At 70.2% G+C, this 23,553-nt stretch carries 26 protein-coding genes; 19 read left to right on the top strand and 7 right to left on the bottom strand.

Going from position 1 to position 23,553, the window contains the following annotated elements:
• The first annotated feature begins 2 nt into the window (after positions 1-2).
• The 8 genes from folE to FBY40_RS01350 are packed head-to-tail and all read left to right on the top strand — an operon-like array spanning position 3 to position 5,813.
• Complete coding sequence (folE, locus tag FBY40_RS01385; protein ID WP_141935814.1) at positions 3-593, top strand: GTP cyclohydrolase I; 591 nt, start codon at positions 3-5, stop codon at positions 591-593.
• On the top strand, positions 590-1,447 hold the full coding sequence (gene folP, locus FBY40_RS01380) for a dihydropteroate synthase (RefSeq protein ID WP_141935812.1): 858 nt from the start codon (positions 590-592) through the stop codon (positions 1,445-1,447). The genes folE and folP overlap by 4 nt, the downstream gene beginning before the upstream one ends.
• The gene (gene folB, locus FBY40_RS01375; RefSeq protein WP_141935809.1) at positions 1,423-1,824 is read left to right on the top strand and encodes a dihydroneopterin aldolase; all 402 of its coding nucleotides are present in this window, start codon (positions 1,423-1,425) and stop codon (positions 1,822-1,824) included. Before folP ends, folB begins: the two co-directional genes overlap by 25 nt.
• Positions 1,805-2,338 carry a 2-amino-4-hydroxy-6-hydroxymethyldihydropteridine diphosphokinase gene (gene folK, locus FBY40_RS01370; protein WP_141935807.1) on the top strand — a complete coding sequence of 178 codons (534 nt, stop codon included), beginning with the start codon at positions 1,805-1,807 and terminating at the stop codon, positions 2,336-2,338. Before folB ends, folK begins: the two co-directional genes overlap by 20 nt.
• Entirely contained in the window at positions 2,335-2,823 is a 489-nt protein-coding gene (locus FBY40_RS01365; protein WP_141935805.1) for a DUF3180 domain-containing protein, read from the top strand. Before folK ends, FBY40_RS01365 begins: the two co-directional genes overlap by 4 nt.
• A complete protein-coding gene (locus tag FBY40_RS01360) occupies positions 2,771-3,454 on the top strand; it encodes a PH domain-containing protein (RefSeq protein ID WP_141935803.1) in 684 nt (227 codons plus the stop codon). The genes FBY40_RS01365 and FBY40_RS01360 overlap by 53 nt, the downstream gene beginning before the upstream one ends.
• Complete coding sequence (locus tag FBY40_RS01355) at positions 3,451-5,115, top strand: PH domain-containing protein (RefSeq protein ID WP_141935801.1); 1,665 nt, start codon at positions 3,451-3,453, stop codon at positions 5,113-5,115. The genes FBY40_RS01360 and FBY40_RS01355 overlap by 4 nt, the downstream gene beginning before the upstream one ends.
• Positions 5,112-5,813 (top strand): Rossmann-like and DUF2520 domain-containing protein, encoded by a 702-nt coding sequence (locus FBY40_RS01350; protein WP_141935799.1) that lies wholly within the window; start codon positions 5,112-5,114, stop codon positions 5,811-5,813. The genes FBY40_RS01355 and FBY40_RS01350 overlap by 4 nt, the downstream gene beginning before the upstream one ends.
• A gap of 101 nt (positions 5,814-5,914) precedes the next feature.
• Here the strand turns inward: FBY40_RS01350 and FBY40_RS01345 are convergent, their stop codons facing one another.
• The 4 genes from FBY40_RS01345 to FBY40_RS01330 all read right to left on the bottom strand — a co-directional run bounded on the left by FBY40_RS01345 (position 5,915) and on the right by FBY40_RS01330 (position 9,179).
• On the bottom strand, positions 5,915-6,784 hold the full coding sequence (locus FBY40_RS01345) for an aldo/keto reductase (protein WP_141935797.1): 870 nt from the start codon (positions 6,782-6,784) through the stop codon (positions 5,915-5,917).
• A 54-nt stretch (positions 6,785-6,838) separates the two neighbouring features.
• Positions 6,839-7,195: a YciI family protein gene (locus FBY40_RS01340; RefSeq protein ID WP_141935795.1), complete on the bottom strand. Its 357-nt coding sequence runs from the start codon at positions 7,193-7,195 to the stop codon at positions 6,839-6,841.
• A 94-nt stretch (positions 7,196-7,289) separates the two neighbouring features.
• Positions 7,290-8,594 (bottom strand): RNA polymerase sigma factor, encoded by a 1,305-nt coding sequence (locus tag FBY40_RS01335; RefSeq protein WP_141935793.1) that lies wholly within the window; start codon positions 8,592-8,594, stop codon positions 7,290-7,292.
• 75 nt (positions 8,595-8,669) lie between these two features.
• Positions 8,670-9,179, bottom strand: coding sequence for a CGNR zinc finger domain-containing protein (locus FBY40_RS01330; protein WP_141935791.1), 510 nt, complete (start codon positions 9,177-9,179; stop codon positions 8,670-8,672).
• An 81-nt stretch (positions 9,180-9,260) separates the two neighbouring features.
• On the opposite strand from FBY40_RS01330, the gene FBY40_RS01325 reads away from it, so the two are divergent.
• The 3 genes from FBY40_RS01325 (at position 9,261) to lysS (ending at position 12,639) form a co-directional block, all read left to right on the top strand.
• On the top strand, positions 9,261-10,169 hold the full coding sequence (locus FBY40_RS01325) for an alpha/beta fold hydrolase (RefSeq protein WP_141935789.1): 909 nt from the start codon (positions 9,261-9,263) through the stop codon (positions 10,167-10,169).
• Complete coding sequence (gene panC, locus FBY40_RS01320; RefSeq protein WP_141935786.1) at positions 10,166-11,011, top strand: pantoate--beta-alanine ligase; 846 nt, start codon at positions 10,166-10,168, stop codon at positions 11,009-11,011. Before FBY40_RS01325 ends, panC begins: the two co-directional genes overlap by 4 nt.
• Positions 11,012-11,115: 104 nt before the next feature.
• The gene (gene lysS / locus FBY40_RS01315) at positions 11,116-12,639 is read left to right on the top strand and encodes a lysine--tRNA ligase (protein WP_141935784.1); all 1,524 of its coding nucleotides are present in this window, start codon (positions 11,116-11,118) and stop codon (positions 12,637-12,639) included.
• Between the two features lie 4 nt (positions 12,640-12,643).
• On the opposite strand, the gene FBY40_RS01310 is transcribed toward lysS, so the two are convergent.
• Positions 12,644-13,801: a DUF4192 family protein gene (locus FBY40_RS01310; RefSeq protein WP_141935782.1), complete on the bottom strand. Its 1,158-nt coding sequence runs from the start codon at positions 13,799-13,801 to the stop codon at positions 12,644-12,646.
• Between the two features lie 155 nt (positions 13,802-13,956).
• Here FBY40_RS01310 and FBY40_RS01305 point away from each other — a divergent pair, with 155 nt between their 5' ends.
• The 4 genes from FBY40_RS01305 (at position 13,957) to FBY40_RS01290 (ending at position 17,719) form a co-directional block, all read left to right on the top strand.
• On the top strand, positions 13,957-14,166 hold the full coding sequence (locus FBY40_RS01305; protein ID WP_141935780.1) for a hypothetical protein: 210 nt from the start codon (positions 13,957-13,959) through the stop codon (positions 14,164-14,166).
• A 51-nt stretch (positions 14,167-14,217) separates the two neighbouring features.
• Positions 14,218-15,684 carry a cardiolipin synthase gene (gene cls, locus FBY40_RS01300; RefSeq protein WP_141935778.1) on the top strand — a complete coding sequence of 489 codons (1,467 nt, stop codon included), beginning with the start codon at positions 14,218-14,220 and terminating at the stop codon, positions 15,682-15,684.
• A gap of 52 nt (positions 15,685-15,736) precedes the next feature.
• On the top strand, positions 15,737-16,489 hold the full coding sequence (locus FBY40_RS01295) for a hypothetical protein (RefSeq protein ID WP_141935776.1): 753 nt from the start codon (positions 15,737-15,739) through the stop codon (positions 16,487-16,489).
• 267 nt (positions 16,490-16,756) lie between these two features.
• Complete coding sequence (locus FBY40_RS01290) at positions 16,757-17,719, top strand: hypothetical protein (RefSeq protein WP_141935774.1); 963 nt, start codon at positions 16,757-16,759, stop codon at positions 17,717-17,719.
• 182 nt (positions 17,720-17,901) lie between these two features.
• On the opposite strand, the gene FBY40_RS01285 is transcribed toward FBY40_RS01290, so the two are convergent.
• The gene (locus FBY40_RS01285) at positions 17,902-18,132 is read right to left on the bottom strand and encodes a helix-turn-helix domain-containing protein (RefSeq protein ID WP_141935772.1); all 231 of its coding nucleotides are present in this window, start codon (positions 18,130-18,132) and stop codon (positions 17,902-17,904) included.
• Positions 18,129-18,755, bottom strand: coding sequence for a hypothetical protein (locus FBY40_RS01280; protein WP_141935770.1), 627 nt, complete (start codon positions 18,753-18,755; stop codon positions 18,129-18,131). Before FBY40_RS01280 ends, FBY40_RS01285 begins: the two co-directional genes overlap by 4 nt.
• 215 nt (positions 18,756-18,970) lie before the next feature.
• Between FBY40_RS01280 and FBY40_RS01275 the strand changes: the two genes are divergently transcribed.
• The 4 genes from FBY40_RS01275 to FBY40_RS01260 all read left to right on the top strand — a co-directional run bounded on the left by FBY40_RS01275 (position 18,971) and on the right by FBY40_RS01260 (position 23,349).
• On the top strand, positions 18,971-21,496 hold the full coding sequence (locus tag FBY40_RS01275) for an ATP-dependent Clp protease ATP-binding subunit (protein WP_141935768.1): 2,526 nt from the start codon (positions 18,971-18,973) through the stop codon (positions 21,494-21,496).
• Between the two features lie 86 nt (positions 21,497-21,582).
• A complete protein-coding gene (locus FBY40_RS01270; RefSeq protein ID WP_141935766.1) occupies positions 21,583-22,086 on the top strand; it encodes an amino-acid N-acetyltransferase in 504 nt (167 codons plus the stop codon).
• Between the two features lie 142 nt (positions 22,087-22,228).
• Positions 22,229-22,507 carry a GlsB/YeaQ/YmgE family stress response membrane protein gene (locus FBY40_RS01265; protein WP_141935764.1) on the top strand — a complete coding sequence of 93 codons (279 nt, stop codon included), beginning with the start codon at positions 22,229-22,231 and terminating at the stop codon, positions 22,505-22,507.
• Positions 22,508-22,623: 116 nt separating this feature from the next.
• The gene (locus FBY40_RS01260; protein ID WP_141935763.1) at positions 22,624-23,349 is read left to right on the top strand and encodes a hypothetical protein; all 726 of its coding nucleotides are present in this window, start codon (positions 22,624-22,626) and stop codon (positions 23,347-23,349) included.
• Positions 23,350-23,553: the final 204 nt, after the last annotated feature.

The following is a 23,553-nucleotide window of genomic DNA, read 5'->3' as shown; positions in this document are numbered from 1 at the left end:
CCGTGGCCGTTGACCGAGAGCGCGTCGCCGCGCTCGTGACCGAGCTTCTGTCGGCGATCGGGGAGGACCCCGATCGCCCGGGACTGAAGCTCACGCCGCAGCGCGTCGCCGACGCCTACACCGAATTCTTCTCCGGCGTCGGGGAAGACCCCGCCGAGCCGCTCTCGCACACCATCTCGGTCAGTCGCGGTCCCGCGCCCGACACGCTGCCGTCGGGCGCGGTGATGCTCCGCGACATCCACTTCCGCTCGGTCTGCGAGCATCACCTGCTGCTCTTCCGCGGCAAGGCCCACATCGCCTACCTGCCGGGGGAGCAGGTGGTGGGTCTGGGTGCTCTGCCGAAGGTCGTCGACGTGCTCGCCTCGCGCCCGCAGGTGCAGGAGCGACTGGGCGAACAGATCGCCGACACGATCTGGGATGCGCTCGACACCCGCGGCGTGCTCGTCGTGCTCGAGGCGACCCACGGGTGCGTCACCTTCCGCGGAGAGCGCCAGCGGGATGCCTCCACGGTGACGATCGCCGCGCGCGGCGAATTCACCGACCCGATCTCGAGGACCGAGCTGATGCTGCTCATGGGGGCACCGCGCGAATGACCGTCGTCATGGGCATCGTCAACGTCACACCCGACTCCTTCAGCGACGGCGGCCGTTACTTCGCACAGGACGCCGCGATCGCACGCGGCCGCGTCCTTCGTGCCGCCGGTGCCGACATCCTCGACATCGGCGGTGAGTCGACCCGTCCCGGTGCCGACCGGGTCGAGCCGCGTGTCGAGCAGGAGCGCGTGCTTCCGGTGATCCGGGCACTGGCGGCCGAGGGCGCGACGGTGAGCATCGACACCATGAACGCCTCCACCGCCGTCGCCGCCGTCGAGGCCGGAGCCGTGATCGTCAACGACGTCTCGGGCGGGCTCGCCGACGCCGGAATGCTCGCCGCCGTCGCCGGATCGCGCGCCGAGGTCGTCATCGGCCACTGGCGGGGGCCCTCGAGCGACATGTACGCACGGGCCGAGTACGGCGACGTCGTCCGCGAGGTCGTCACCGAGCTCTCGGCGCGTCTGGACGCAGCCGCGGTCGCCGGTATCGCGCCGTCGCGCGTCATCCTCGATCCGGGCATCGGGTTCGGCAAACGCGGCGACCAGAACTGGGCGGTGCTGCGCGGGCTCCCTCGCATCCTCGGCATCGGCCCCCGCGTGCTCGTCGGAACGAGCCGCAAGCGGTTCCTGGCCGAGACGCTCGTCTCCGGCGGCGCCGACATCTCATCGACGGCGACGCAGGACGAGGAATCCGAAGATCGGCGCGACCTGGCGACGGCCGTCACGAGCGCGCTCGCCGCGCGTGAGGGGGTGTGGGGCGTGCGCGTGCACGACGTCCGCGCCACCCGCGACGCGCTGCTGATCGCCGAGGCGTGGGAGGGAGACCGTCGGTGGACGGCGACACGATCACGCTGACGGGCCTGCGGGTCTTCGGGTACCACGGCGTTTACGACGACGAGCGGCAGGGCGGTCAGGACTTCGTCATCGACCTGGATCTGACGCTCGACACCCGCCCCGCGGCGGCCAGCGACGACGTCTCCGACACCGTGCACTACGGCGAGCTCGCCGAAGAGGTCGCCGCCATCGTCGCGGGCGACCCGGTGAACCTGCTCGAGACACTTGCCGACCGCATCGCCCGCGCGGTGCTCGGGCGCCCGCTCGTCTCGGCCGTGCGTGTCACCGTTCACAAGCCGCAGGCCCCGATCCCGCTGAGCTTCACCGATGTGTCGGTGACGATCACGCGCGCGCGGACCGAAACAGGAGGGCACCCACATGAGTCGTCGACTGGCTGAGCGACTGCAGACGGATGCGACGCCCCGGCGCCGCGACGAGGCGATCGCCGTCGTCGCGCTCGGATCGAACCTGGGAGACCGCGCCGCCATCCTCGAAGCGGCGCTGACCGACCTCGCCCGCCTGCCGCTGGTCACCCATGTGCAGACCGCCACGCCCATGGAGTCGGTGGCGCTGACACCGGAGGGGCGGGACGCCGACGCCCCTGCCTACCTCAACTCGGTGGCCCTGCTCACCACGCGCCTCGCACCGACGGTGCTGCTCGGCTATCTGCACGCCATCGAGGCGCGGCACGGTCGGGAGCGGGGGGTCCGCTGGGCCGACCGCACGCTCGATCTCGACCTCATCGCCTACGGCGAGGTGACCAGCGACGGCCCGGTGCTGATCCTCCCGCACCCGCGGGCCGCGGAGCGTGACTTCGTCCTCGAGCCCTGGCTGCAGGTCGACCCCGACGCGATGCTTCCCGGGGTCGGCCGTGTCGCCGACATCCTCGCCCGTCTGCGGGAACCCTCGTGAGGCGCACGCGCCCGCTCGTCCTCGTCATCGTCGCCGCCCTCGGCGTCGCCGTCGGATTCCTGATCGACCAGGCGCTCACCTCGGCGGGGCGGGCGACCTTCACCCCGGCCGTGTCCCTGCCGATCCTCCTGGTGCTGCTGGCTGCCGTGGTCGTCGCCCTCGCGGTGCCGATCCGCCGCGCCACGCGCGGGACCGCGGCACCGGTCGATCCGTTCCGCGCGCTGCGCATCGCGGTGCTGGCGAAGGCGTCGAGCCTGGTCGGGGCGATCGTGACGGGAATCGCGGCGGGCTTGGCTCTATTCCTGCTCACCCGCCCCGTTCCGCCCTCGCTAGGCTCGTTGGGGGCCGTCATCGCGACGGCCCTGTGCGCGGTGCTGCTGGTGGTCGCGGGCCTGGTCGCAGAGCAGTTCTGCACGATCCGGAAGGATGACGATGACGAACAGCCCGGAGGCTCCGACCCCGGACTCCAACCCGGCGGACACTGAGCGGGCCGCCGTGGCCTTCGAGGGAGCGTCGACCGCACCGGCCGCGCCGGCGGCCGAGCCGCTCGGCGCCGACGAGGTCCGGCAGGACGACTTCGACCCGGGGGTGTTCGCCGCCGGCGCCTTCGATCGTGTCGTCGAGCCGCGCTCGGAGCACCGCCTCCCCCTCGGCGACGGCACCTGGTACCAGCTGGCGAAGGCCTACGTGCAGGTGCAGCTGATCACGACCGGCTTCTTCTTCGCCCTGGTGCTCGTCGGCGGTCTCGTCGCGGTGTTCGCGTTCGACCTGCGCTGGCTGATGATCCCGGCCGGGATCCTCCTGGTGATCCTCGCCGCGGTTCTCATCGTCACTCCCCGCCAGGCGCGGTCCTACGGCTATCAGCTCCGGCGGGACGACCTGGTGTTCCGCCGCGGCATCCTGTGGCAGCGCATCGTCGCCGTCCCCTACGGGCGGATGCAACTGGTGGACATCACCCACGGTCCCCTCGATCGCGGCTTCGGCATCGCCCAGCTGAAGATCGTCACCGCGGCCGCCGTGTCGGGGGTCACGCTGCCCGGTCTCACGCAGGAGGCTGCCGAGCAGCTGCGCGACACCCTCATCGATGTCGCCGAGACCCGCCGGACGGGACTGTGACGAGCGCTCCCGGGCCGACCCGCTCACCGCTCAGCGACGGCGACTGGCACCGCCTGCATCCGCTCACTCCGCTTCTGCGGGGCGGGCTGACGCTCGTCATCATCGCCGGCATCCTCATCGCGAACTTCCGCGACCGCCTCATCCAGGGGGTCGTGCCGATCTTCGTCCCCGAGGTCGACCCGGGCGATTTCGAGACCGGTGATCCGCTGGACTTCATCTTCGAGCGCGGGCTCATCCTCGCCGCCCTCGGCGCGGTGATCGTGGTCGTCATCGTGCTCGTCGGCGTCTTCTACCTGTCGTGGCGGTTCCACACCTTCCGCATCACCGGTGACGATGTCGAGGTGCGCAGCGGCGTGCTCTTCCGCACCCAGCGGCGGGCGCCGCTGGACCGGGTGCAGGGGGTCAACCTCACGAGGCCCATGATCGCCCGGCTCATGGGCATGGCGAAGCTCGAGGTCGTCGGCGCCGGCACCGACGGCAACGTCAAGCTCGAGTACCTCTCCACCGCCAACGCCGAGGCGGTGCGGGCCGACATCCTGCGCCTCGCCTCGGGGCGCCGCCTGGCCGAGGCCCGCCAGGCGGCTGCGGCGGCCGGCGGCGGTCGGGTGTCGGCGGCCGCGTCGACCGTCGCTGCAGGGCTGACCGAGATGATCGACGGGGCGGAAGAACCCGTCGACGAACCCGACTCGGTGGTGAACATCCCGGTGGGGCGCCTCATCGCGTCGCACCTCCTCGACGGCTCGCTGCTGTTCCTGATCGTCCTCGTCGCGGCGATCGTGGTGGCCTCGATCCTCGGGACGCCGTGGCTGCTGCTGACCGCCATCCCGGCTCTCCTCGGTTTCGGGGCGTATTGGGTGCGCACGATCACGAGGTCGCTGCGGTACTCGATCGCACCCACCTCGAGCGGCGTGCGCATCACCTTCGGCCTGTTCACCACCGTCACCGAGACGCTGCCGCCCGGCCGGATCCACGCCCTCGAGATCAGTCAGCCGATCCTGTGGCGGCCGGCCGGATGGTGGGCGATCACCGTCAACCGGCTGTCCGGACGAGGTCTGGAAGCCGCGGGGACCGACCAGTTCGCCACCGTCCTCCCCGTCGGCAACCGCACCGACGTCGAACGCGTCCTGCAGCTGCTGCTGCCGCACCTGCCGCGCGAGGAATGGCCGCTGGTGTTCCAGCACGGCGTGCTCGGGCCGGAGGAGGGCGACCCCTACGTGACCACGCCGCGCCGGGCCGCGTGGCTTCGGCCCACCAGTTGGCGGCGCAACGGCGCCTTCCTCACGCCCGACGTGCTGTTCGTGCGCCGAGGGTTCATCTGGCGCAAGCTCGCGCTCTTCCCGCTCGCACGGATGCAGAGCCTCGCCATCGCGCAGGGGCCCGTCGACCGTGCGGTCGGTGTCGCCAATCTCCAGGTGCACACCGTCATCGGCCGCGTGAGCGGGTCGCTCGGCATCATCGATCGGGATGACGCGGTGTCGCTGTTCGAGCGCACCGAAGCAGCGGCGGTCGCGGCCGCCGCCACCGACCGCAGCCACCGGTGGGCGGGCGACGAGGCGTTCGATGAGGTCGCGGCGACCGCCGGCGTCGCCGCCGCGCCGGCGGATGGAGACGTGCCAGCCGAACCGACCGACTCGCGCCGCACCGAGGAGGTGTCGCCGTGAGACGTGACGGACGACTCGGCGTGGGCATCATCGGGGCGGGCCGGGTCGGCCCGGTCATGGGCGCCGCCCTCCGCGGCGCCGGTCACGCCATCGTCGGCATCACCGCCGGCTCCGACCGCGACCGCGTCGACGCGGTGCTGCCCGATGTGCCCGTGCTCGATCCGGTCGAGATCATCGCGGGGAGCGACCTGGTCGTGATCGCGGTTCCGCGCGCGGAGCTTCCGGGCCTCGTGGCCGGCCTCGCCGCGCTGGACGCCTGGCGACCGGGCCAGCTTGTGCTGCACACCGACGCCTCCTACGGGATCGAGGTGCTCCAACCCGCCACGGCGCGCGGCGCCATCCCGTTGGCGATCCACCCCGCGATCGCCTTCACCGGGTCGTCCATCGATCTGCGGCAGTTGACCCACGCCTACGCGGCGGTCACGGCGCCGGCGCCGGTGCTCCCGATCGCGCAGGCGCTCGCGGTCGAGCTCGGCTGCGAGCCGGTCGAGGTGGCCGAGGATCAGCGGCCGACCTACGCCGAGGCGATCTCGACCGCGACGGAGTTCTCGCGCTCGATCATCGCCCAGGCGGCGGGTCTGCTCTCCCGCGCCGGAGTCGAGGACCCCGGACGCTACCTGTCGAGCCTCGTGCACACCACGATCGACCACGCCCTCACGCGGGCCGACGCCCCCGCGATCGAGCCGCCCGCCGTCTGACCCCACCCCCCACCCGCGAGGGTGCACTCCCCACGCGCGAGGGTGCACTCGCCACGCGCGAGGGTGCACTCCCCGCCCGCGGGGGTGCACAGATCCCCGGGTCAGCCGCGGAGCGCGGACAGCTCGGCGAACTCCTCGTCGGTCAGCTCGATGACGGCGCCCTGCATGTTGTCCTCGAGGTGGGCGACGCTCGACGTGCCCGGAATCGGGAGCATGACGGGCGAGCGCTTCAGAAGCCACGCGAGCGCGACCTGCGCGGGCGTCGCGCCCTTCCTCGCCGCGATGTCGATCAGCGGCGAGTCGGCGCCGGTGAGACCGCCGGTCGCGAGCGGGAACCACGGGATGAACCCGATGCCCTGCTCCTCCGACCAGTCGAGGAGGTCTTCCGCGTCGCGGGTCTGCAGGTTGTAGAGGTTCTGGACGGTGACGATCTCGGCGATCTTCTGCGCCTCCTTCACCTCGTCGATGGTGACCTCCGACAGACCGATGTGGCGGATCTTGCCCTCGTCCTGCAGCGCCTTCAGCTCACCGACCTGGTCTTCGAGCGGCACCTTCGGGTCGATGCGGTGCAGCTGGAAGAGGTCGATGCGCTCGAGCCCGAGCCGCCGGAGGCTCATCTCCGCGCCCTGGCGCAGGAACTCCGGTCGACCGAGCGGCGGCCAGACATTGGGGGCGGTGCGGGTCAGGCCCGACTTGGTCGCGATGACGACATCGTCGGCGTAGGGGTGGAGGGCTTCCTTCAGGAGTTCCTCGGCGACGTAGGGGCCGTACGACTCGGCGGTGTCGAAGAAGTTCACGCCGAGCTCGACCGACCGGCGCAGAACGCGGATGGCCTCGTCGTGGTCCTTCGGCGGGCCCCAGACGCCGGGCCCGGTCAGCTGCATGGTCCCGTAGCCGAGGCGGTTGACCTCGAGGTCGCCGCCGATGCGGAAGGTGCCGGATGACTGTGCGGGCTGAGTGGTGTTCGTCATGAAGGAGTCAAGCGCACCGCGGCGCCCGAGCATTCCCGGGTGCCGCGGCGGTGCTCAGTCCTCGTCCCAGGGGAGCGTGACCAGCGGCAGCACGTACACCCGTCCCGCGATCGCGGTCGGGTGCTGCGTCATGAGCCCCGCGACGTCGTCGATCGACTCCGCGGTGATGACGTCGTACCCGGCGAACCACTCGGTGAACTCCGGGAAGGGGCCGTCGGTGATGAGGGCACGACCGTCGCGGACGACCACCGACTTCGCCTGATCGGCCGGTGCTGTCGGGGCGCCGCTCTGCAGCATCCCCTTCTTCTCGCCTTCCGCGAGCCAGCCTTCGAGCATGCGCTGGTCTTCTTCGCGGGTGATATCGGTGCCGGTGGAATCGGTCATGTGGATGACCAGGTACCTGTTGCTCATCTGCTCCTCTTTCGTGTGGTGATGCGGGGCCCGGGCGACCCCTCTCGATCAAGCGACGATCGCGGGGCGTGGAATACGACACCCGGTGGATGATTCATCGGGGCGTCGTCGCATCGACGCCGTCGCGGCGCGCGGCCAGGAGCTGCGCCATCGCAGGGGTCGGCGCGAGGGAGATCGCGCGTTCGTACGCATCGCGGGCCTCGACGGGGGCGCCGCTCGACGCCAGCAGGTGGGCCCGGACGGCGTGGAAGGCGTAGTGCCCGGCGAGGTCGTCGTCGTGCCGCTCGAGGACGACCAGGCCCGCCTCGGGCGAGTCGGCCTCGGCGACGGCGATGGCGTGATTGACGGCCACGATGGGACTCGGGTCGACCCGCCCGAGCATCTCGTAGAGCGCGACGATCTGCGACCAGTCGGTGCTCCCGGCATCGGGGGCATGCGCGTGGACGAGATGGATGGCGGCGAGCAGCTCGAAACGGCCGAGGCGGATGCCGGTGGCGCGGGCGTGTCGCATCCGCTCGCCGAGGAGCGCGTCGGCCTCCGCGATCAGGTCGCGGTCCCACGCACCGCGGTCTTGCTCGGCGAGCGTCACGAGTGCGCCGTCGTCGCTGACCCGGGCGGGGGTGCGGGCGATCGAGGCGAGGAGAAGGGTGAGGAGACCGGTGACGTCGCCGTCGTCGGGGAGCAGCGCGTGCAGTTCGCGCGCGAGCCGGAGCGCCTCGGCGAGAAGGTCGAGACGCAGCCGGTCGGGGGCGTCGCCGGTCGCGGCGTAGCCCTGCGTGTACATCAGCGAGAGCACCGCGACCACGGCGGCGGCGCGTTCGGGAAGGTCGCTCGCCTCGGGAACCCGGAACGGGACGCGCGCCGCGCCGATCTTCGCCTTTCCCCGGGTGATCCGCTGCGCGATCGTCGTCGGGGGCACGAGGAACAGGCGCGCGATCTGTTCGACGGTGAGACCGACGATCACACGGAGGGTCAGGGCCACCCGGGTCTCGACGCCGAGGAGCGGATGACAGCAGGCGAAGAGCAGCCGCAGGCGATCATCCGCCACCGCGCCCACCCGTTCCGCGGGGGAGTCGTCGGCGAGGAGCATGGCCTCGCGGTGCTTGTCGTCGCGCCGGGCCTCGCGCCGGAGGCGGTCGATGGCCCTCCGATGCGCCGTCGTCGTGATCCAGGCGCCCGGATTCGGGGGCACACCATCGACGGTCCAGCGCTCCACGGCCACGGCGAACGCGTCGGCTGCGACCTCCTCTGCGAGATCGAGGTCGCCGAAGCGGCGTGCGAGCCCTGCGACGATCCGCCCCCACTCCGCGCGGTGGACCTCGGCGAGCGCGAGGGCGGCGTCCGTCGGCTCCGATGCGTCGCCCTCATCCGGATGCTGCGCCCGCAGGTGCTCGCTCATATCGCCCTCCTCAGCGCAGACCTTCCCGACGACAGCAGGACGCTGCGGGGCTGCCTCGCCGGATGCGCGTGGCCCTCAGCCCGTCGCCACGCGACGGGCGTACGCCCGCGCTTTCATCCTGTTGCCGCAGGTGGCCATCGAACACCACTTCGCGGTGCCGGGTCGGCTGTGATCGACGAGGAACAGGTTGCATTCCCGGTTCGCGCAGGGGCGGAGGCGGCCGGGAAGCTCCGTGATCACCCGCGACCACGCCAGGACCGTTTCGACCGCGAGGCGATCGTCGTCGTCGGGGACGTGCAGGTCCCATCTCACGCCGTCCCGGGTCACGCGCGGCGTCCGCGTCACGGCGCCGAGCGCGTTCGCCAGCTCACCGTCGGTGGCCGTCTCCTCGCCGCGGATGACGGCCTGCAGAGCCGACCGCACGTGACGAAGTCGCGCGAGCTCGGTCGGCGAGCCCGATCCGCCCCAGCTGCGCGCCAGCGCGCCTCCCCCTCGGTTCTCGGCGAGCGCGTCGGTGGCGACGCCGTCGATGACGGGCGCGCTGTTCAGGACGGCGAGCAGGAGTTCCTCGTCGCGAAGCACCATCCCTCACCTTCTCGCGTCGTGGACGCATCTCGATCATGTTAGCGTGTGACTAACCGGTAAAACAGGATTGAAAGGTTAGTAATGGTCGTCGTCCACCACCGCACCGTTTCCGTCGACGGGTTCGATGTCTTCTACCGTGAGGCCGGAGCCCCCGACGCCCCCTCGCTCGTCCTCCTGCACGGGTACCCGACGAGCTCTCACATGTTCCGCCATCTCATTCCCGCACTGGCAGAGCGCTACCACGTCGTCGCCCCGGACCACATCGGGTTCGGTCGCTCCTCGGCGCCGTCGGTCGACGAGTTCGACTACACCTTCGCCGCCCTCGCTGAAGTGACCGGTCGATTCCTGTCGGTCATCGGCGTCGAGCGTTACGCGATCTACGTCCAGGACTACGGAGCTCCGATCGGGTGGCGTCTGGCTCTCGCGGACCCCGCTGCCGTGACCGGGGTCATCTCGCAGAACGGCAACGCGTACGAAGACGGTTTCGTCCCGGGCTTCTGGGACCCCATCTGGGCCGACGCTGCCGAGAGGACCCCGCAGACGCGGGAGGCGCTTCGGCCTGCGCTCGGTCGCGAGGCTGTGGAGTGGCAGTACACCCACGGCGTCCCCGACCCCACCTCCGTCGACCCCGACGCCTGGGAGCACGACCTCGCGCTGCTCGCCCGGGAGGGGCAGGACGACGTGCAGCTCGCTCTCTTCCGCGACTACGCCTCGAACCGGGACCTCTACCCGGCGGTGCACGATTGGCTGCGGCGTTCTGGCGTGCCCGTCCTCGCGGTATGGGGGCGTAACGACGAGATCTTCCACGCCGACGGAGCCCGCGCGTTCGCCCGAGACGCACACGAGGCGCGTGTCGAACTCATCGACGGCGGCCACTTCCTGCTCGAATCCCACCTCGACGAGGTCATCGCCGCGATCACCTCGTGGTCGGACGCCGAGGGATCGGCCGCGGGCGACCGTTCGCGCACCGCCGATACGATCGTCGGATGATCCGCACCCCCGAGGCGCTGCGCAGCCGCCTGGCTGAGGCCCGCCGCGATGCCCCGGACGCGACGGTCGCGCTGGTGTCCACCATCGGCTCCCTCCACGACGGTCACATCGACCTCATCGACACCGCCCGTGAGCGAGCGGGGATCGTGGTCGTGTCGACGTTCGTCAACCCGCTGCGCTTCGGTACGACAGCGGACTTCGAGGCGTATCCGCGTACTCCCGACGCCGACCGTCTGCTGCTGGAGTCTCTCGGCGTCGACGTGGTGTTCGCCCCCGAGACCGCCGACCTGCTGCCGCGCGGCACGGCGACGACGAAGATCAGCGCGGGCGACCTGGGGCTGCGCTACGAGGGCCGGTTCCGGCCGTACTACTTCGACGGGCTTCTCACCGTCGAGGCGAAGCTCTTCCACCTGATTGAGCCCGATGTCGCCGTCTACGGGCTCCGCGACCGGCAGCGGATCTTCCTGGTCGAGCGGATGATCCGCGACCTCTTCTTCGACGTCGACGTCGCGACCGTCGAGACCGTGCGCGGCGACGACGGTCTCCCCGTCTCGACCCGTGCGTCGCTGCTCGACGATCGCGATCGCCAGGCGGCCGGCAAGCTGACGGGGGCCCTCGACGCCGCGGCCTCGAACGCCGACCGCGGGGTCGACGCCTGTATCGCCGCGGCGCAGTCGGCGCTCATGGGCGAATCACGGATCAACCTGGAGTACCTCACGGTGGTGGACCCCGCCACCTTCCTCCCTGTCGACGAGGGCCATCGCGGGCGGGCGCTCGCGCTCATCGCCGCGACCGTCGCCGGACACCGCTTCATCGACAACACCGAGATCTCGCTCCAGTGATCGCCGCGCCCCCGGTGATCGCGCGCCAGGGGTCGGTCGGTGGAGCCGACGGGCGCCGCGGCGCCCGTCGATAGACTTGACCGCGACCCCCGAGGAGCCTGTTCATGACCGATTCGCCCGCGCCCGTCGACGCTTCCGAGCCCAGCGACGAAGAGGTCTTCGAGCAGAAGGCCGTGCGTCTGGCCAAGCGAGAGCGGCTCATCGCAGAGCGGACGGATGCCGCCGGTGGCGCCTATCCGGTGGCGGTCCCGGTGACCGACACCATCCCCGCGCTCCGCGCCCGGTTCGGTGACCTCGAGGCGGGCGCCGAAACGGGTGTGACGGCCGGGGTCGCGGGGCGGGTCGTCTTCAGCCGCAACACCGGCAAGCTGTGCTTCGCCACACTGCAGTCGGGCGACGGCAGTCGCATCCAGGCTATGATCTCGCTCGCCGCCGTGGGCGAGGAGTCGCTGCAGCGGTGGAAGGAACTGGTCGATCTCGGCGACCACGTCTTCGTCTCGGGCGAGGTGATCTCCAGCCGCCGCGGCGAGCTGTCGATCATGGCCGCCTCGTGGGAGATCGCCGCGAAGGCCGTGCTGCCCCTTCCCAACGTCTACGGCGAGCTGAGTGAAGAGGGCCGGGTGCGGAGCCGATTCCTCGACCTCATCGTCCGCGATCAGGCACGCGCGACCGTACGCGCACGCGCCGCGGTGAACGCGAGCCTTCGGCAGACCTTCACCGCTCACGATTTCATCGAGGTCGAGACGCCGATGCTGCAGGTGCAGCACGGTGGTGCCTCGGCGCGTCCCTTCGTCACGCACTCCAACGCGTTCGACACCGAGCTCTACCTGCGCATCGCGCCGGAGCTGTTCCTCAAGCGCGCGGTGGTCGGCGGGCTCGACCGGGTCTTCGAGATCAACCGGAACTTCCGGAACGAAGGCGCCGACTCCACGCACAGCCCCGAGTTCGCGATGCTCGAGGCCTATCAGGCCTATACCGATTACCACGGCATCGCCGACCTCACCCAGGAGCTCATCCAGAACGCGGCCGTCGCGGTCGCCGGGTCGACGACCGTCACCTGGGCCGACGGCACGGTGTACGACCTCGGCGGGCAGTGGGAGCGGCTGTCGATGTACGACTCCCTCTCGGATGCTGCGGGCAGGACGATCACGCCCGAGACCTCGCTGGACGACCTGCTGACCTTCGCCGCCGAGGTCGGGGTCGAGACGCCGCCTCACGCCACCCACGGCAAGCTCGTCGAAGAGCTGTGGGAGCATTTCGTCAAGCCGGGCCTCACGCGCCCCACCTTCGTGATGGACTTCCCGGTCGACACCAGCCCGCTCGTGCGCGAGCACCGGTCGATCCCGGGCCTGGTGGAGAAATGGGACCTGTACGTCCGCGGGTTCGAGCTCGCCACCGGGTACTCCGAGCTCGTCGATCCGGTCATCCAGCGCGAGCGGTTCGTCGAGCAGGCGAAGCTCGCCGCGCGCGGCGATGTCGAGGCCATGCGCATCGATGAGGAGTTCCTCCGCGCCCTCGAGCACGGCATGCCCCCCACCGGCGGCATGGGCATGGGGATCGACCGGCTCCTCATGGCGATCACGGGGCTCGGCATCCGCGAGACGATCCTCTTCCCCCTGGTTAAGTAGCCGGTCACTGCGCCGCCCCCATCGCATCCTCGGGGCGCCAGGCCCCGGTGGGGGCGAACGCCCACGCGGGGAGATGCCCGCGGCGGACCATCGCCTGGATGATTCCGGTGAGGCCATGGGTCGGATCGATCTCGGCGGCCTGTCCGATGAACCACTCGGCGTGGGTCGAACGGCCGAGTGCCCACGAGAGCCAGGCGCAGACCGCGAGGGGCCCGGGACGCACGGCCCGCGGCGCCGCCGCCGCAACCCGGCGGGTCACCTCGAGCGCCGCGCGGAGGCGCTCGGCCGAAGGCTGCGGACCCTCGCCCCACATGCGCCCCGCGACCTCTGCGGGGTAGGGCTCTCCCGCCTCCCATCGCAGCTGCGCGGCCATCGCCTCATCGCCGCGGTCGATGTCGTCGCACCACTGCACCAGCGCCACATCCCGGGTCGCCGGCCTCTCGAGGCACCACAGCAGCAGGGCGGCGTCGAACGGGTCGAGCATCTCGGGATTCCACTGCAGCGCCTCTTCGAACAGGGCCGGCAGGTCGTCGAGCAGGCACACCGCTTCGAGCCCGCGCGGGTCGACGCGCACGGTGGGTCCGGCCGCGTTGGCCCCGAAGCCTTCGATCGCGACGCGGATCGCCTGCAGGGCGTGCCCGACCCTCTCCTTCTCGGCCAGGTCGACGGCGGGAAGAGCGGCTCCCGTCCACTGGTCGCCGGCCGCGAGCGGGAGGCCCGCAGGGCCGGCGGGCGACGTGTCGACATCGAGGATCTCGGACAGGGGCCGTCCGCCGGACGGGGCGTCCGCATCGAGATACGACGCCCAGCCGTCGGGGGCTCGGCAGAGCATGTCGACCACGCGCAGACCGCTCGCGTCGGCCCGCTCGCGGATGCCCTGCGCCAGCGCGCGCGCGGGCGCGCGGCCGCCGTCGAAACGCTCGTCGGTGAACACCACCACCGCGAGCGCATCGGCGGCCTCGATCCGGCACACGAGGCCCACGAAGGTGGCCGCCGCGGCATCGGTGTCGGCGACCGCGGGGAGGTCGATGCGCATCGCGCCGAGTGTGCGCGTGCCCTCGAACGGGATGAGCATGACGCTGTCGGACGGGACGTAGCCGAGCATGCGGGGGACGAAGGACAGGAACTCGGCCGGGGTGGCGGCCTTCACGATCGTGGTCATGCCCCGACCCTGGTCTGCGGCGTCCGGTCGGGGGAGGTCACCGGCACACTCTGTGGTCAACCGGTGATCTCCGCCGATTGTGCAGGAGAGGATGCGCCCCCGCATCCGTCCTCTCCCGGGCCGCGCCCGGGGTCGCCCCGCGTATCCTGGTAGGCATGGACGGCTTCTGGATCGCAGCGGCGTGGACGCTTCTTCCCACCGTGGTGGTCAGCGCCCTCTTCTTCTGGATCCTCCGCAGCATCCTGCATGCCGACCGCAACGAGCGGCGTGCCTACACGCGCATCGAGGCGCAGGAGCGCGCCAAGCGCGGTCTTCCCCCCGCATCGCCGGCGGCAGACGCGCCCCCGGCCCCCGCCGGGCGCTGATCGCCCGGCCCGCTACGCTGACAGTGGGCGGGCGGGGCGAACGGGGGAGTCGTGATCGAGATCACACTGGATGCGTCCTGGTGGCTCGTCCTGGTGTTCGTCTTCGACATCGTCGTGCGCATCCTGGCGGTCATCTACGTTCCGCGCAATCGCCGTCCCACCGCCGCGATGGCGTGGCTTCTCGCCATCTACTTCATTCCCCTGATCGGGGTTTTCCTCTTCCTGCTGATCGGCAACCCGCGGCTGCCGCGCAAGCGCCGTCGCCAGCAGGACGCCATCAACCAGTACATCCGCGACACCAGCGCCGGCCTCGACTTCGGCACCCTGCGCCCGCACGCCCCGCAGTGGTTCCAGTCGCTCGTGACGATGAACCGCGCCCTCGGGGCCATGCCCCTCGCCGGGGACAACGACGCCCATCTGATCTCCGACTACCAGGAGAGTCTCGACGAGATGGCCGAGGCCATCCGCTCGGCGGAGCGCTACGTGCACGTCGAGTTCTACATCCTCCAGACCGACGCGTCGACCGACAAGTTCTTCGCCGCCCTCGAGGAGGTGTGCGCGCGCGGAGTGGTCGTGCGCGTCCTGCTGGACCACTGGGCGAACCGGGGGAAGCCGTTCTACAAGCAGACGCTCCGCCGCCTCGACGCCATGGGCGCGCACTGGCGCCTGATGCTGCCGGTGCAGCCGCTGAAGGGGAAGTACCAGCGCCCCGACCTGCGCAACCACCGCAAGCTCCTCGTCATCGACGGCAAGGTCGGCTACATGGGCTCGCAGAACGTCACCGACTCCACGTACAACCTGAAGAAGAACATCAAGCGAGGGCTGCACTGGGTCGACCTCATGGTGCGGCTGCACGGCCCCGTCGTGGCATCCATCAATGCCGTCTTCCTCAGCGACTGGTACAGCGAGACCGATGAGATCCTGACCGACGAGATCGACCTGTTCAAGGTCGAATCCAGCCACGGCGACCTCGACTGCCAGATCGTGCCCTCGGGGCCCGGGTTCGACTCCGAGAACAACCTGCGCCTGTTCGCGGCGCTGCTGTACTACGCCCAGCGCCGCATCATCATCGTCAGCCCGTACTTCGTGCCCGACGAGGCGCTGCTGCTGGCCATCACGACCGCCTGCCAGCGCGGCCTGGAGGTGGAGCTGTTCGTCTCGGAGGAGGGCGACCAGGCGATGGTCTATCACGCGCAGCGCAGCTACTACGAGGCGCTGCTGCGCGCGGGCGTGAAGATCTGGATGTACCGGAAGCCCTACATCCTCCACTCCAAGTCGATGACGATCGACGACGAGATCGCCGTCATCGGATCGAGCAACATGGACATGCGCTCGTTCGGTCTCAACATGGAGATCTCGATGCTCGTGCGCGGCGAGGAGTTCGTGCGCGAGATGCGCGGGGTCGAGGACAAGTACCGGTCGCTCTCGCGCGAACTCACCCTCGAGGAGTGGCAGAAGCAGCCGCTGCGCTCGACCGTGCTCGACAACATCGCCCGCCTGACGTCCGCCCTGCAGTAGCGTGCGGCAGAAGACGGATGACGCGGGCCGCCGTTCGCGGCATGATGTGGACATGACACGCCCTCGCCTTCTTCTCGCGCTCGCCTTTCTCGGAGCGGGGGCGGCGGTGCTCGCCGGGTGCGCGACCCCGTCCGGGACGGGTGCCGGCGCCGGTTCGGCGGGGCCGTCGGCGTCGGGGTCCGCATCGGCATCGCCCGAGCCGTCGTCGAGCGGCGTGGCGGGATCGGACGACGTCGAGGCGGCATGGCTCGACGGCGGGCGCGGCGTGGGACTCGTCACTTTCGGGTCGTCGTCGTGCCTCCCGGTGGTCGGCGAGCCGACCTACGCCGACGGCGTGCTCACAGTCGACATCAGCGACCCCGACGGCGAGGCCTGCACCCGCGACCTCGTGCCGCGCGGGTCGTACGTGGGGCTGCCCGAGGGCGTCGACCCGACCCGCGAGCTCGAGATCGTCGTCACGGGCACGTACGCCGACGACACCGACCTCGATGGGCTCGAGGGCGAGATCGCCGTGCCCGAGGAGTTCGCGCCCAGCGCGGGGTGGGCCGACGACGACATGATGCTGGTCCTCAGCTGGGGGTCATCGACGTGCCCGCCGGTGTGGGAGTCCGCCGAGGCGGCCGGCAGCGAGGTTCTCGTGAGCTTCGCCGAGCCGGTCTCCGACCAGGTGTGCACCGCCGACATGGCGCCGCGGGTCACCGTCGTCGCGGTCACCGGCGACGTCGACGACGACGCGGCTGTCACGGCCGTGCTGTCGGGCGCCGAGTTCGCCGACATCCGGGTTCCGGTCCTCGGCCGCGCCTAGCCCTCCCGCGCGCCCGTCCTCCCGGGCCCGCCTCGCCTGTCACATTTCGCGCCCGCCTGTCGCACTTCCGGTCAGGCGAACCCCTACCCGGCCCGACAGCACGGCTTCACCTGGCGCGAAGTGCGACGGGGAAGCGCCGATCGCGCCAAGTGAAGAGGGGAATGCGCGGGCGTCGTCCGTTCCTGTACAGGCGAGGTAGCCGAGCAGTTGCCCACAGATCCAGAGCGCGGGACGCCGGTGGCCGCGCCTCCCGGGCAGCGTGGGCGCATGCCCGCAGAACCCATCCCCGCCGAACTCGGACCCCACTTCCGCGTGGGCGACGCGCTGCGCGCCGGCGTCAGCCGTGCTCGCCTGCGTCACGCGTCTCTCGGGCGGCCATTCCATGGCGTCCGCTCGCCCCATCCCGACCTGGGCTCGCTCTGGTCCGACGCGGTCTCCGGTGCGCGGGGTGTCGCCGAGCGGGCCCACATCGACAAGGCGCGCGCCTACGCCGCGATCGCTGCCGAAGGTGCCTTCTTCAGCCACGTCACCGCAGCGGCGATGTGGGGGCTGCCGCTTCCCCTGCAACTCTTGCGGGATGACACGATCGATGTCTCAGTGTGGGCCCCGGGCCGGGCGCCTCGCGGTCGAGGTGTGCGGGGGCATCAAGCCCACGAGGTGCTGGCGCACGTCCGACCGCACCCGGCGACCGGCCTTCTCGTGACCAGTCCGGCGACCACCTGGGCCGCGCTGGCAGCGATCCTGCCGGATGTGCGCGACGTCGTCGCCGTCGGCGACGCGGCGGTTCGCAGCTGGAGGGCCACGCCCCTCGCCCAGTTGCAGGAACTGACTGCCGCAGCGCACGCGGGACGACGGGTGGGGGTGGCGCGTCTGCGCGAGGCGCTCCCTCAGATCCGAACCCGGTCAGCCTCACGGCCGGAGACCCATCTGCGCCTCGCTGTGGTCGACGCCGGACTGCCGGAGCCGGAGCTGAACTACGAGGTCTTCAAAGCAGGGAGCTACCTCGGCGCACTCGATCTGGCATACCCGCGGCAGAAGGTCGGCCTGGAGTACGAGGGGGAGCACCATCTCCTCGATCCAGTCCAGTGGGCCCGAGACATCGCGAGATACGAGCGGCTCGCCGCCGCCGGCTGGATCATCGTGCGGGTGACGAAGATGCAGCTGTTCGCCGACACCGCAGAGCTTGTCGCCCGTGTGCGGAGGGCATTCGGCGCCCGGGCTCAGGGATGAGGGCCTTCGCCTGTCGCAAAGTGACACGGTCGCTCGGCGTTTGCGTCCAGTGAACGGATGGCCCGCCGTTCACTGGACGCACTTTGTCGCCGGCGACAACCGGATGCGACAGTCGAATGCGCAGGCCTGGTGAGGGCGGCGCCGCGCTCGCCGGCCGGGTGAGCGCGGCGGCCGCGCGATGATCAGTCGGCGCGCACCAGCAGTTCGCCGATCTCGCAGTCCAGCACGCGGCAGATCGCCGACAGCGTGGAGTAGCGGATGGCGCGGGCCCGGTCGTTCTTCAGCACCGACAGGTTCACCACCGACACGCCCACCAGTTCCGACAGGCGGGTCAGCGTCATCCCGCGGGCCTCGAGCAGCTCATCGAGCCGGCAGTGGACTCCGGTGGGGCCCTCGTCCTCCGCCGGGGTCATACGAGCCCCTCGGTGTCGCGCTGCAGACGCGCTCCGACAGAGAACGCGGTCGTGGCGATCGAACCGATGAAGGCCGCACCGAACCACAGCACCGGGTCGACCGACAGGATCACGTTGTCGAAGGTGCGATCCGAGATCCACGCGAACGCGCCGTTCGCGCCCATGTTGGCGAAGAAGGGCGCCGCGGCGAAGCCGACGAGCGCCGCGCCGGTGGCCGTCGCCACGAGAGCGGTGTTCCGGCGGCTGAACAGCCGACCGTGCAGGATGCTCCAGGTGAGCGCCAGCAGGCATCCCACCGTCACCGTCACCGCCCCGACGATCAGCACCTGCTCGACCACGAGCGCCACCACCGACGCGATCGGCAGCTCGGCCGGCAGCAGGATCGCACGATCGAGCTCGACGGTCACTCCGGCTCCATTCGGCCCGATGGGCGCTTCAGCCGGGGTGCCGGCGAACTCGCCGAGAACCGGGATCGTCCCGCCGGCGACCACCTCGATGATCCGTCGCGTCGCCCCCACGATCGTCCAGACCACGAAGGCCACGCCGAGAACGGCGTAGAACCACATCGCCGCAGCATCCCATCGTGACCAGACCCGGGGTGAGGTCGCCTCTGCTGTCATCATCGTGCCCACCTTCATATCGATAAACGTTGTTATCGAAAAACGATAAGACGCGAGGATGCCGCGACGCAACTCCGGTCGCGCCCGCGGCGTCCGACCGGTGCCGCCGCGACGCTATGCCCACGGCGAACACGGGCATCGGGTCGGGGCGCGCTGGCTACCCTCGATGTAAGACGCGGGGGAGAGTTGACCCGAAGCGTCCTAGAGGAGAGTGAACGATGTTCGAGAGATTCACCGACCGAGCCCGTCGCGTGGTTGTGCTCGCCCAAGAAGAGGCGAAGATGCTCAACCACAACTACATCGGCACCGAGCACATCCTGCTCGGGCTGATCCACGAGGGCGAGGGCGTTGCCGCGAAGGCGCTCGAGTCCCTCGGCATCTCGCTCGACGCCGTGCGCGAGCAGGTCCAGGACATCATCGGCCAGGGGCAGCAGCAGCCCACCGGCCACATCCCCTTCACGCCGCGCGCGAAGAAGGTGCTCGAGCTGTCGCTGCGCGAAGCGCTGCAGCTCGGCCACAACTACATCGGCACCGAGCACATCCTCCTCGGTCTCATCCGCGAGGGCGAGGGCGTCGCGGCCCAGGTGCTCGTCAAGCTCGGCGCCGACCTGAACAAGGTGCGCCAGCAGGTCATCCAGCTGCTCTCGGGCTACCAGGGCAAGGAGCCCGCGGGTGTGTCGACCGGCGCGGGCGAGCAGCAGACGTCCGGCCCCCAGGGTGGCTCGCAGGTGCTCGACCAGTTCGGCCGCAACCTCACGCAGGCCGCGCGCGACAACAAGCTCGACCCGGTGATCGGCCGTGAGAAGGAGATCGAGCGGGTCATGCAGATCCTCTCGCGCCGCTCCAAGAACAACCCCGTCCTCATCGGTGAGCCCGGCGTCGGCAAGACCGCGGTCGTCGAGGGCCTCGCCCAGGCGATCGTGAAGGGCGACGTCCCCGAGACGCTGAAGGACAAGCAGCTGTACTCCCTCGACCTCGGCTCGCTCATCGCCGGATCCCGCTACCGCGGTGACTTCGAGGAGCGCCTGAAGAAGGTCACCAAGGAGATCCGCACCCGCGGCGACATCATCGTCTTCATCGACGAGATCCACACGCTGGTGGGCGCGGGCGCTGCCGAAGGCGCGATCGACGCCGCATCCATCCTGAAGCCCCTCCTCGCACGAGGCGAGCTGCAGACGATCGGCGCCACGACGCTCGATGAGTACCGCAAGCACTTCGAGAAGGATGCTGCGCTCGAGCGCCGATTCCAGCCGATCCAGGTCGCCGAGCCGAGCCTGCCCCACGCGATCAACATCCTCAAGGGACTGCGCGACCGGTACGAGGCGCACCACAAGGTGCAGATCACGGATGGCGCGATCGTCGCCGCCGCGAACCTCGCCGACCGCTACATCTCCGACCGGTTCCTCCCCGACAAGGCGATCGACCTGATCGACGAGGCCGGCGCGCGGCTGCGTCTGTCGATCCTGTCGAGCCCCCCCGAGCTCCGTGAGTTCGACGACAAGATCGCCAAGGTCCGCGAGGACAAGGAGCGCGCGAGCGAGGAGCAGGACTTCGAGAAGGCCGCGTCGCTGCGCGACGAGGAGAAGTCGCTCCTGGCCGAGCGGCTGCGCCTGGAGAAGCAGTGGCGGAGCGGGGATGTCGCCTCCCACGCCGTCGTCGACGAGGGCCTGATCGCCGAGGTGCTCGCTCAGGCCACCGGCATCCCGGTGTTCAAGCTCACCGAGGAGGAGTCCAGCCGTCTGGTCTTCATGGAGAAGGCCCTGCACCAGCGGGTCATCGGCCAGGAGGAGGCGATCGCCGCACTGTCGAAGACGATCCGTCGTCAGCGGGCGGGCCTGAAAGACCCCAAGCGTCCCTCGGGCTCGTTCATCTTCGCCGGTCCGACCGGCGTGGGAAAGACCGAGCTCGCCAAGGCGCTCGCGGAGTTCCTCTTCGACGACGAGTCGGCGCTGATCTCCCTCGACATGTCGGAGTTCGGCGAGAAGCACACCGTCTCGCGCCTGTTCGGCGCCCCTCCCGGATTCGTCGGATTCGAAGAGGGCGGCCAGCTGACCGAGAAGGTGCGGCGAAAGCCCTTCAGCGTGGTGCTCTTCGACGAGATCGAGAAGGCCCACCCCGACATCTTCAACTCGCTCCTGCAGATCCTCGAGGAGGGGCGTCTGACCGACGGTCAGGGTCGCGTGATCGACTTCAAGAACACCGTCATCATCATGACGACGAACCTCGGTTCGTCGGCGATCGCGGGTGGCCCCGTCGGCTTCCAGGTGGAGGGCGACCAGGGAACGACCTACGACCGGATGAAGGGCAAGGTCAACGAGGAGCTCAAGCGCAACTTCAAGCCCGAGTTCCTCAACCGCGTCGACGACATCATCGTCTTCCCGCAGCTGAACAAGGACGAGCTGCGTCAGATCGTGGGCCTGTTCACCAAGCGCCTCGGCGAGCGTCTGCTCGACCGCGACATGACGGTGGAGCTGACGGACGCCGCGAAGGACAAGCTCATCGAGGTCGGCTTCGATCCGGCGCTGGGCGCACGGCCGCTTCGCCGTGCCATGCAGCGCGAGGTGGAGGACCGCCTGTCGGAGAAGATCCTGCACGGTGAGCTCGAGCCCGGCGACCACGTGAAGGTCGACGTCGAGAACGGCGAGTTCGCCTTCGAGCACGGCCCGCGCGGCGACAAGGTCGCCGTCGGTGTCGGTGCCGCCGGCGAGATCACCGCGACGCCGGACATCGTCGCCGGAGGCTGAGCGAGCGAGAACGACAGGGGCGGGCGCCGGGATCGGCGCCCGCCCCTTCGTCTGTCGGCTCCCGAACGAGGCGTATCGTGGATCCGATGTCCGACTACACCGTCCGCCCTGCGCGCACCGCCGACATCCGCGGCATCCAGACTCTTCTGGAGCCCTACGTGCAGAAGCGGATCCTGCTCGGCAAGGACCTGGTCGTGCTGTACGAATCGACCCAGCAGTTCGTCGTCGCCGAGAGCGCCGACGGGGTTCTGATCGGATGCGGCGCCCTGCACGTCATGTGGGAGGACCTCGGAGAGGTGCGCACCCTGATCGTCGCGGACGAGTGGCTGCATCACGGCGTCGGACGCGCCCTCGTCGATCGCCTGGAGGAGAACGCGCGCACCCTGGGACTCACGCGGCTGTTCTGCCTCACCTTCGAGGTGGACTTCTTCCGCAGCCGCGGATTCGACGAGATCGGCGAGCAGATCGTCGATCCCGACGTGTACTCGCAGCTGGTGCGCAGCCCCGACGAGGGCATCGCCGAATTCCTCGATCTCGCGCACGTGAAACCCAACACCCTCGGCAACACGAGGATGCTCAAAGACCTCTGATCTTGCGGGGAGGCGCTTATACGCCTCTTCGTGAGCCGGGGCAAGCGCCCGAGCGAATCGTCCAGCGTCTGCTCAGATGGGGGGAGCGTTTCACCCGGAGCGCGCACACGGCCCCCATGGCCCAACCCCACAAGGAGAGATCATGCTCTGGACCATTCTCGGCCTCATCGTCATCGGCCTCATCGCCGGCCTCATCGCTCGCGCCGTCATCCCCGGCAAGCAGAGCATGGGCATCCTGCTGACCATCGTGCTCGGCATCGTCGGCTCGTTCGTCGGCGGATTCCTCGGATTCCTCATCTTCGGCGCCGACCCCATGGGCGGTTTCCTGCAGCCCTCCGGCATCATCGGCTCGATCATCGGCGCCATCATCGTGCTGGGGATCTACGTCCTCGTCACGCGCAACCGCAGCGTCACTCGCTGACCGACGCCTCCGCGCCGGCGCGTCCGCCTCACGGCGGCGCGTCGGCGCTGTCGTTTTCCCGAGCCTCCAGGGCGTGCCGTCCCGGGCGGGTGACGACGGCGACCTAGCCTGGTCGCATGACCGAAACCGTCGCGCGTCGGCGCCATTCCCCGGCGGTGTATCGCCGGCGGCGCCTCGTGGTGCTCCTCGGTCTGGCCGCGGTCATCGCCCTCGTGGTGTGGCTGATCGTCGCGCCACCCTGGCGGGGCTCCGCCGCGGACGGACCCGCGCCCGTCGCATCGTCGACGCCGACGGGCGACCCCGTCGCCACCGACTTGCCGGCGCTGGAGTCCGACGGTTCGGCAGCGACGCCGACGCCGGGACCGGGCTCTGAGAGCGCCGCGCCGGACGCCGAGAGCTCCGAGACCGCGGACGATGCGGCTGTCACGAGCTCGGCAGAGCCGTGCGTGCCCGGAGACCTGCTCGTCGAGGCTGTCACCGACAAGACCGAGTACGCGGCGGGGGAGAACCCGCAGCTGTCGATCCGGCTCACCAACAACGGCGACGCGTGCACGCTGAACGTCGGCACGACCGGCCAGGTGTTCACGGTGATGAGCGGCAATGACACCTGGTGGAAGTCCACCGACTGTCAGGCGGAGCCGAGCGACCTGATGGTGCTGCTGGAGGAGAATCAGGTCGTCACCAGTGCCGCACCCATCACCTGGGACCGCACGCGATCGTCGGTGGAGACCTGCGGTGCGACCGAACGCCAGGCCGCGCCGGCGGGCGGGGCGTCGTACCACCTGTATGTTTCGATCGGCGGGGTGAACTCCACGAACACCGCACAGTTCCTGCTTCTGTGAGCTCCGGGCGACGCGAAGCCACACCGACGAACTGATATATCACCTGACCAGGCGATATACCACCCGGCCGCGGCGTGTGGGCGCCGCGGCCGGGTTAGAGTTGGCTGGTCCCTGGACTCAGGAGCACGTACGGTGTCCCCAGCACCGGGTCGGCGTCCCCCAAGTAGCCGACCCGTCCGAATCCCCAATCGGTCATCGTGCTTC

Origin of the sequence: Microbacterium sp. SLBN-154 (assembly GCF_006715565.1) — a bacterium.
GTDB lineage: Bacteria > Actinomycetota > Actinomycetes > Actinomycetales > Microbacteriaceae > Microbacterium.
Note: the sequence above shows the minus strand (reverse complement) of the source record. Positions and strands in the feature narration are given on the sequence as shown.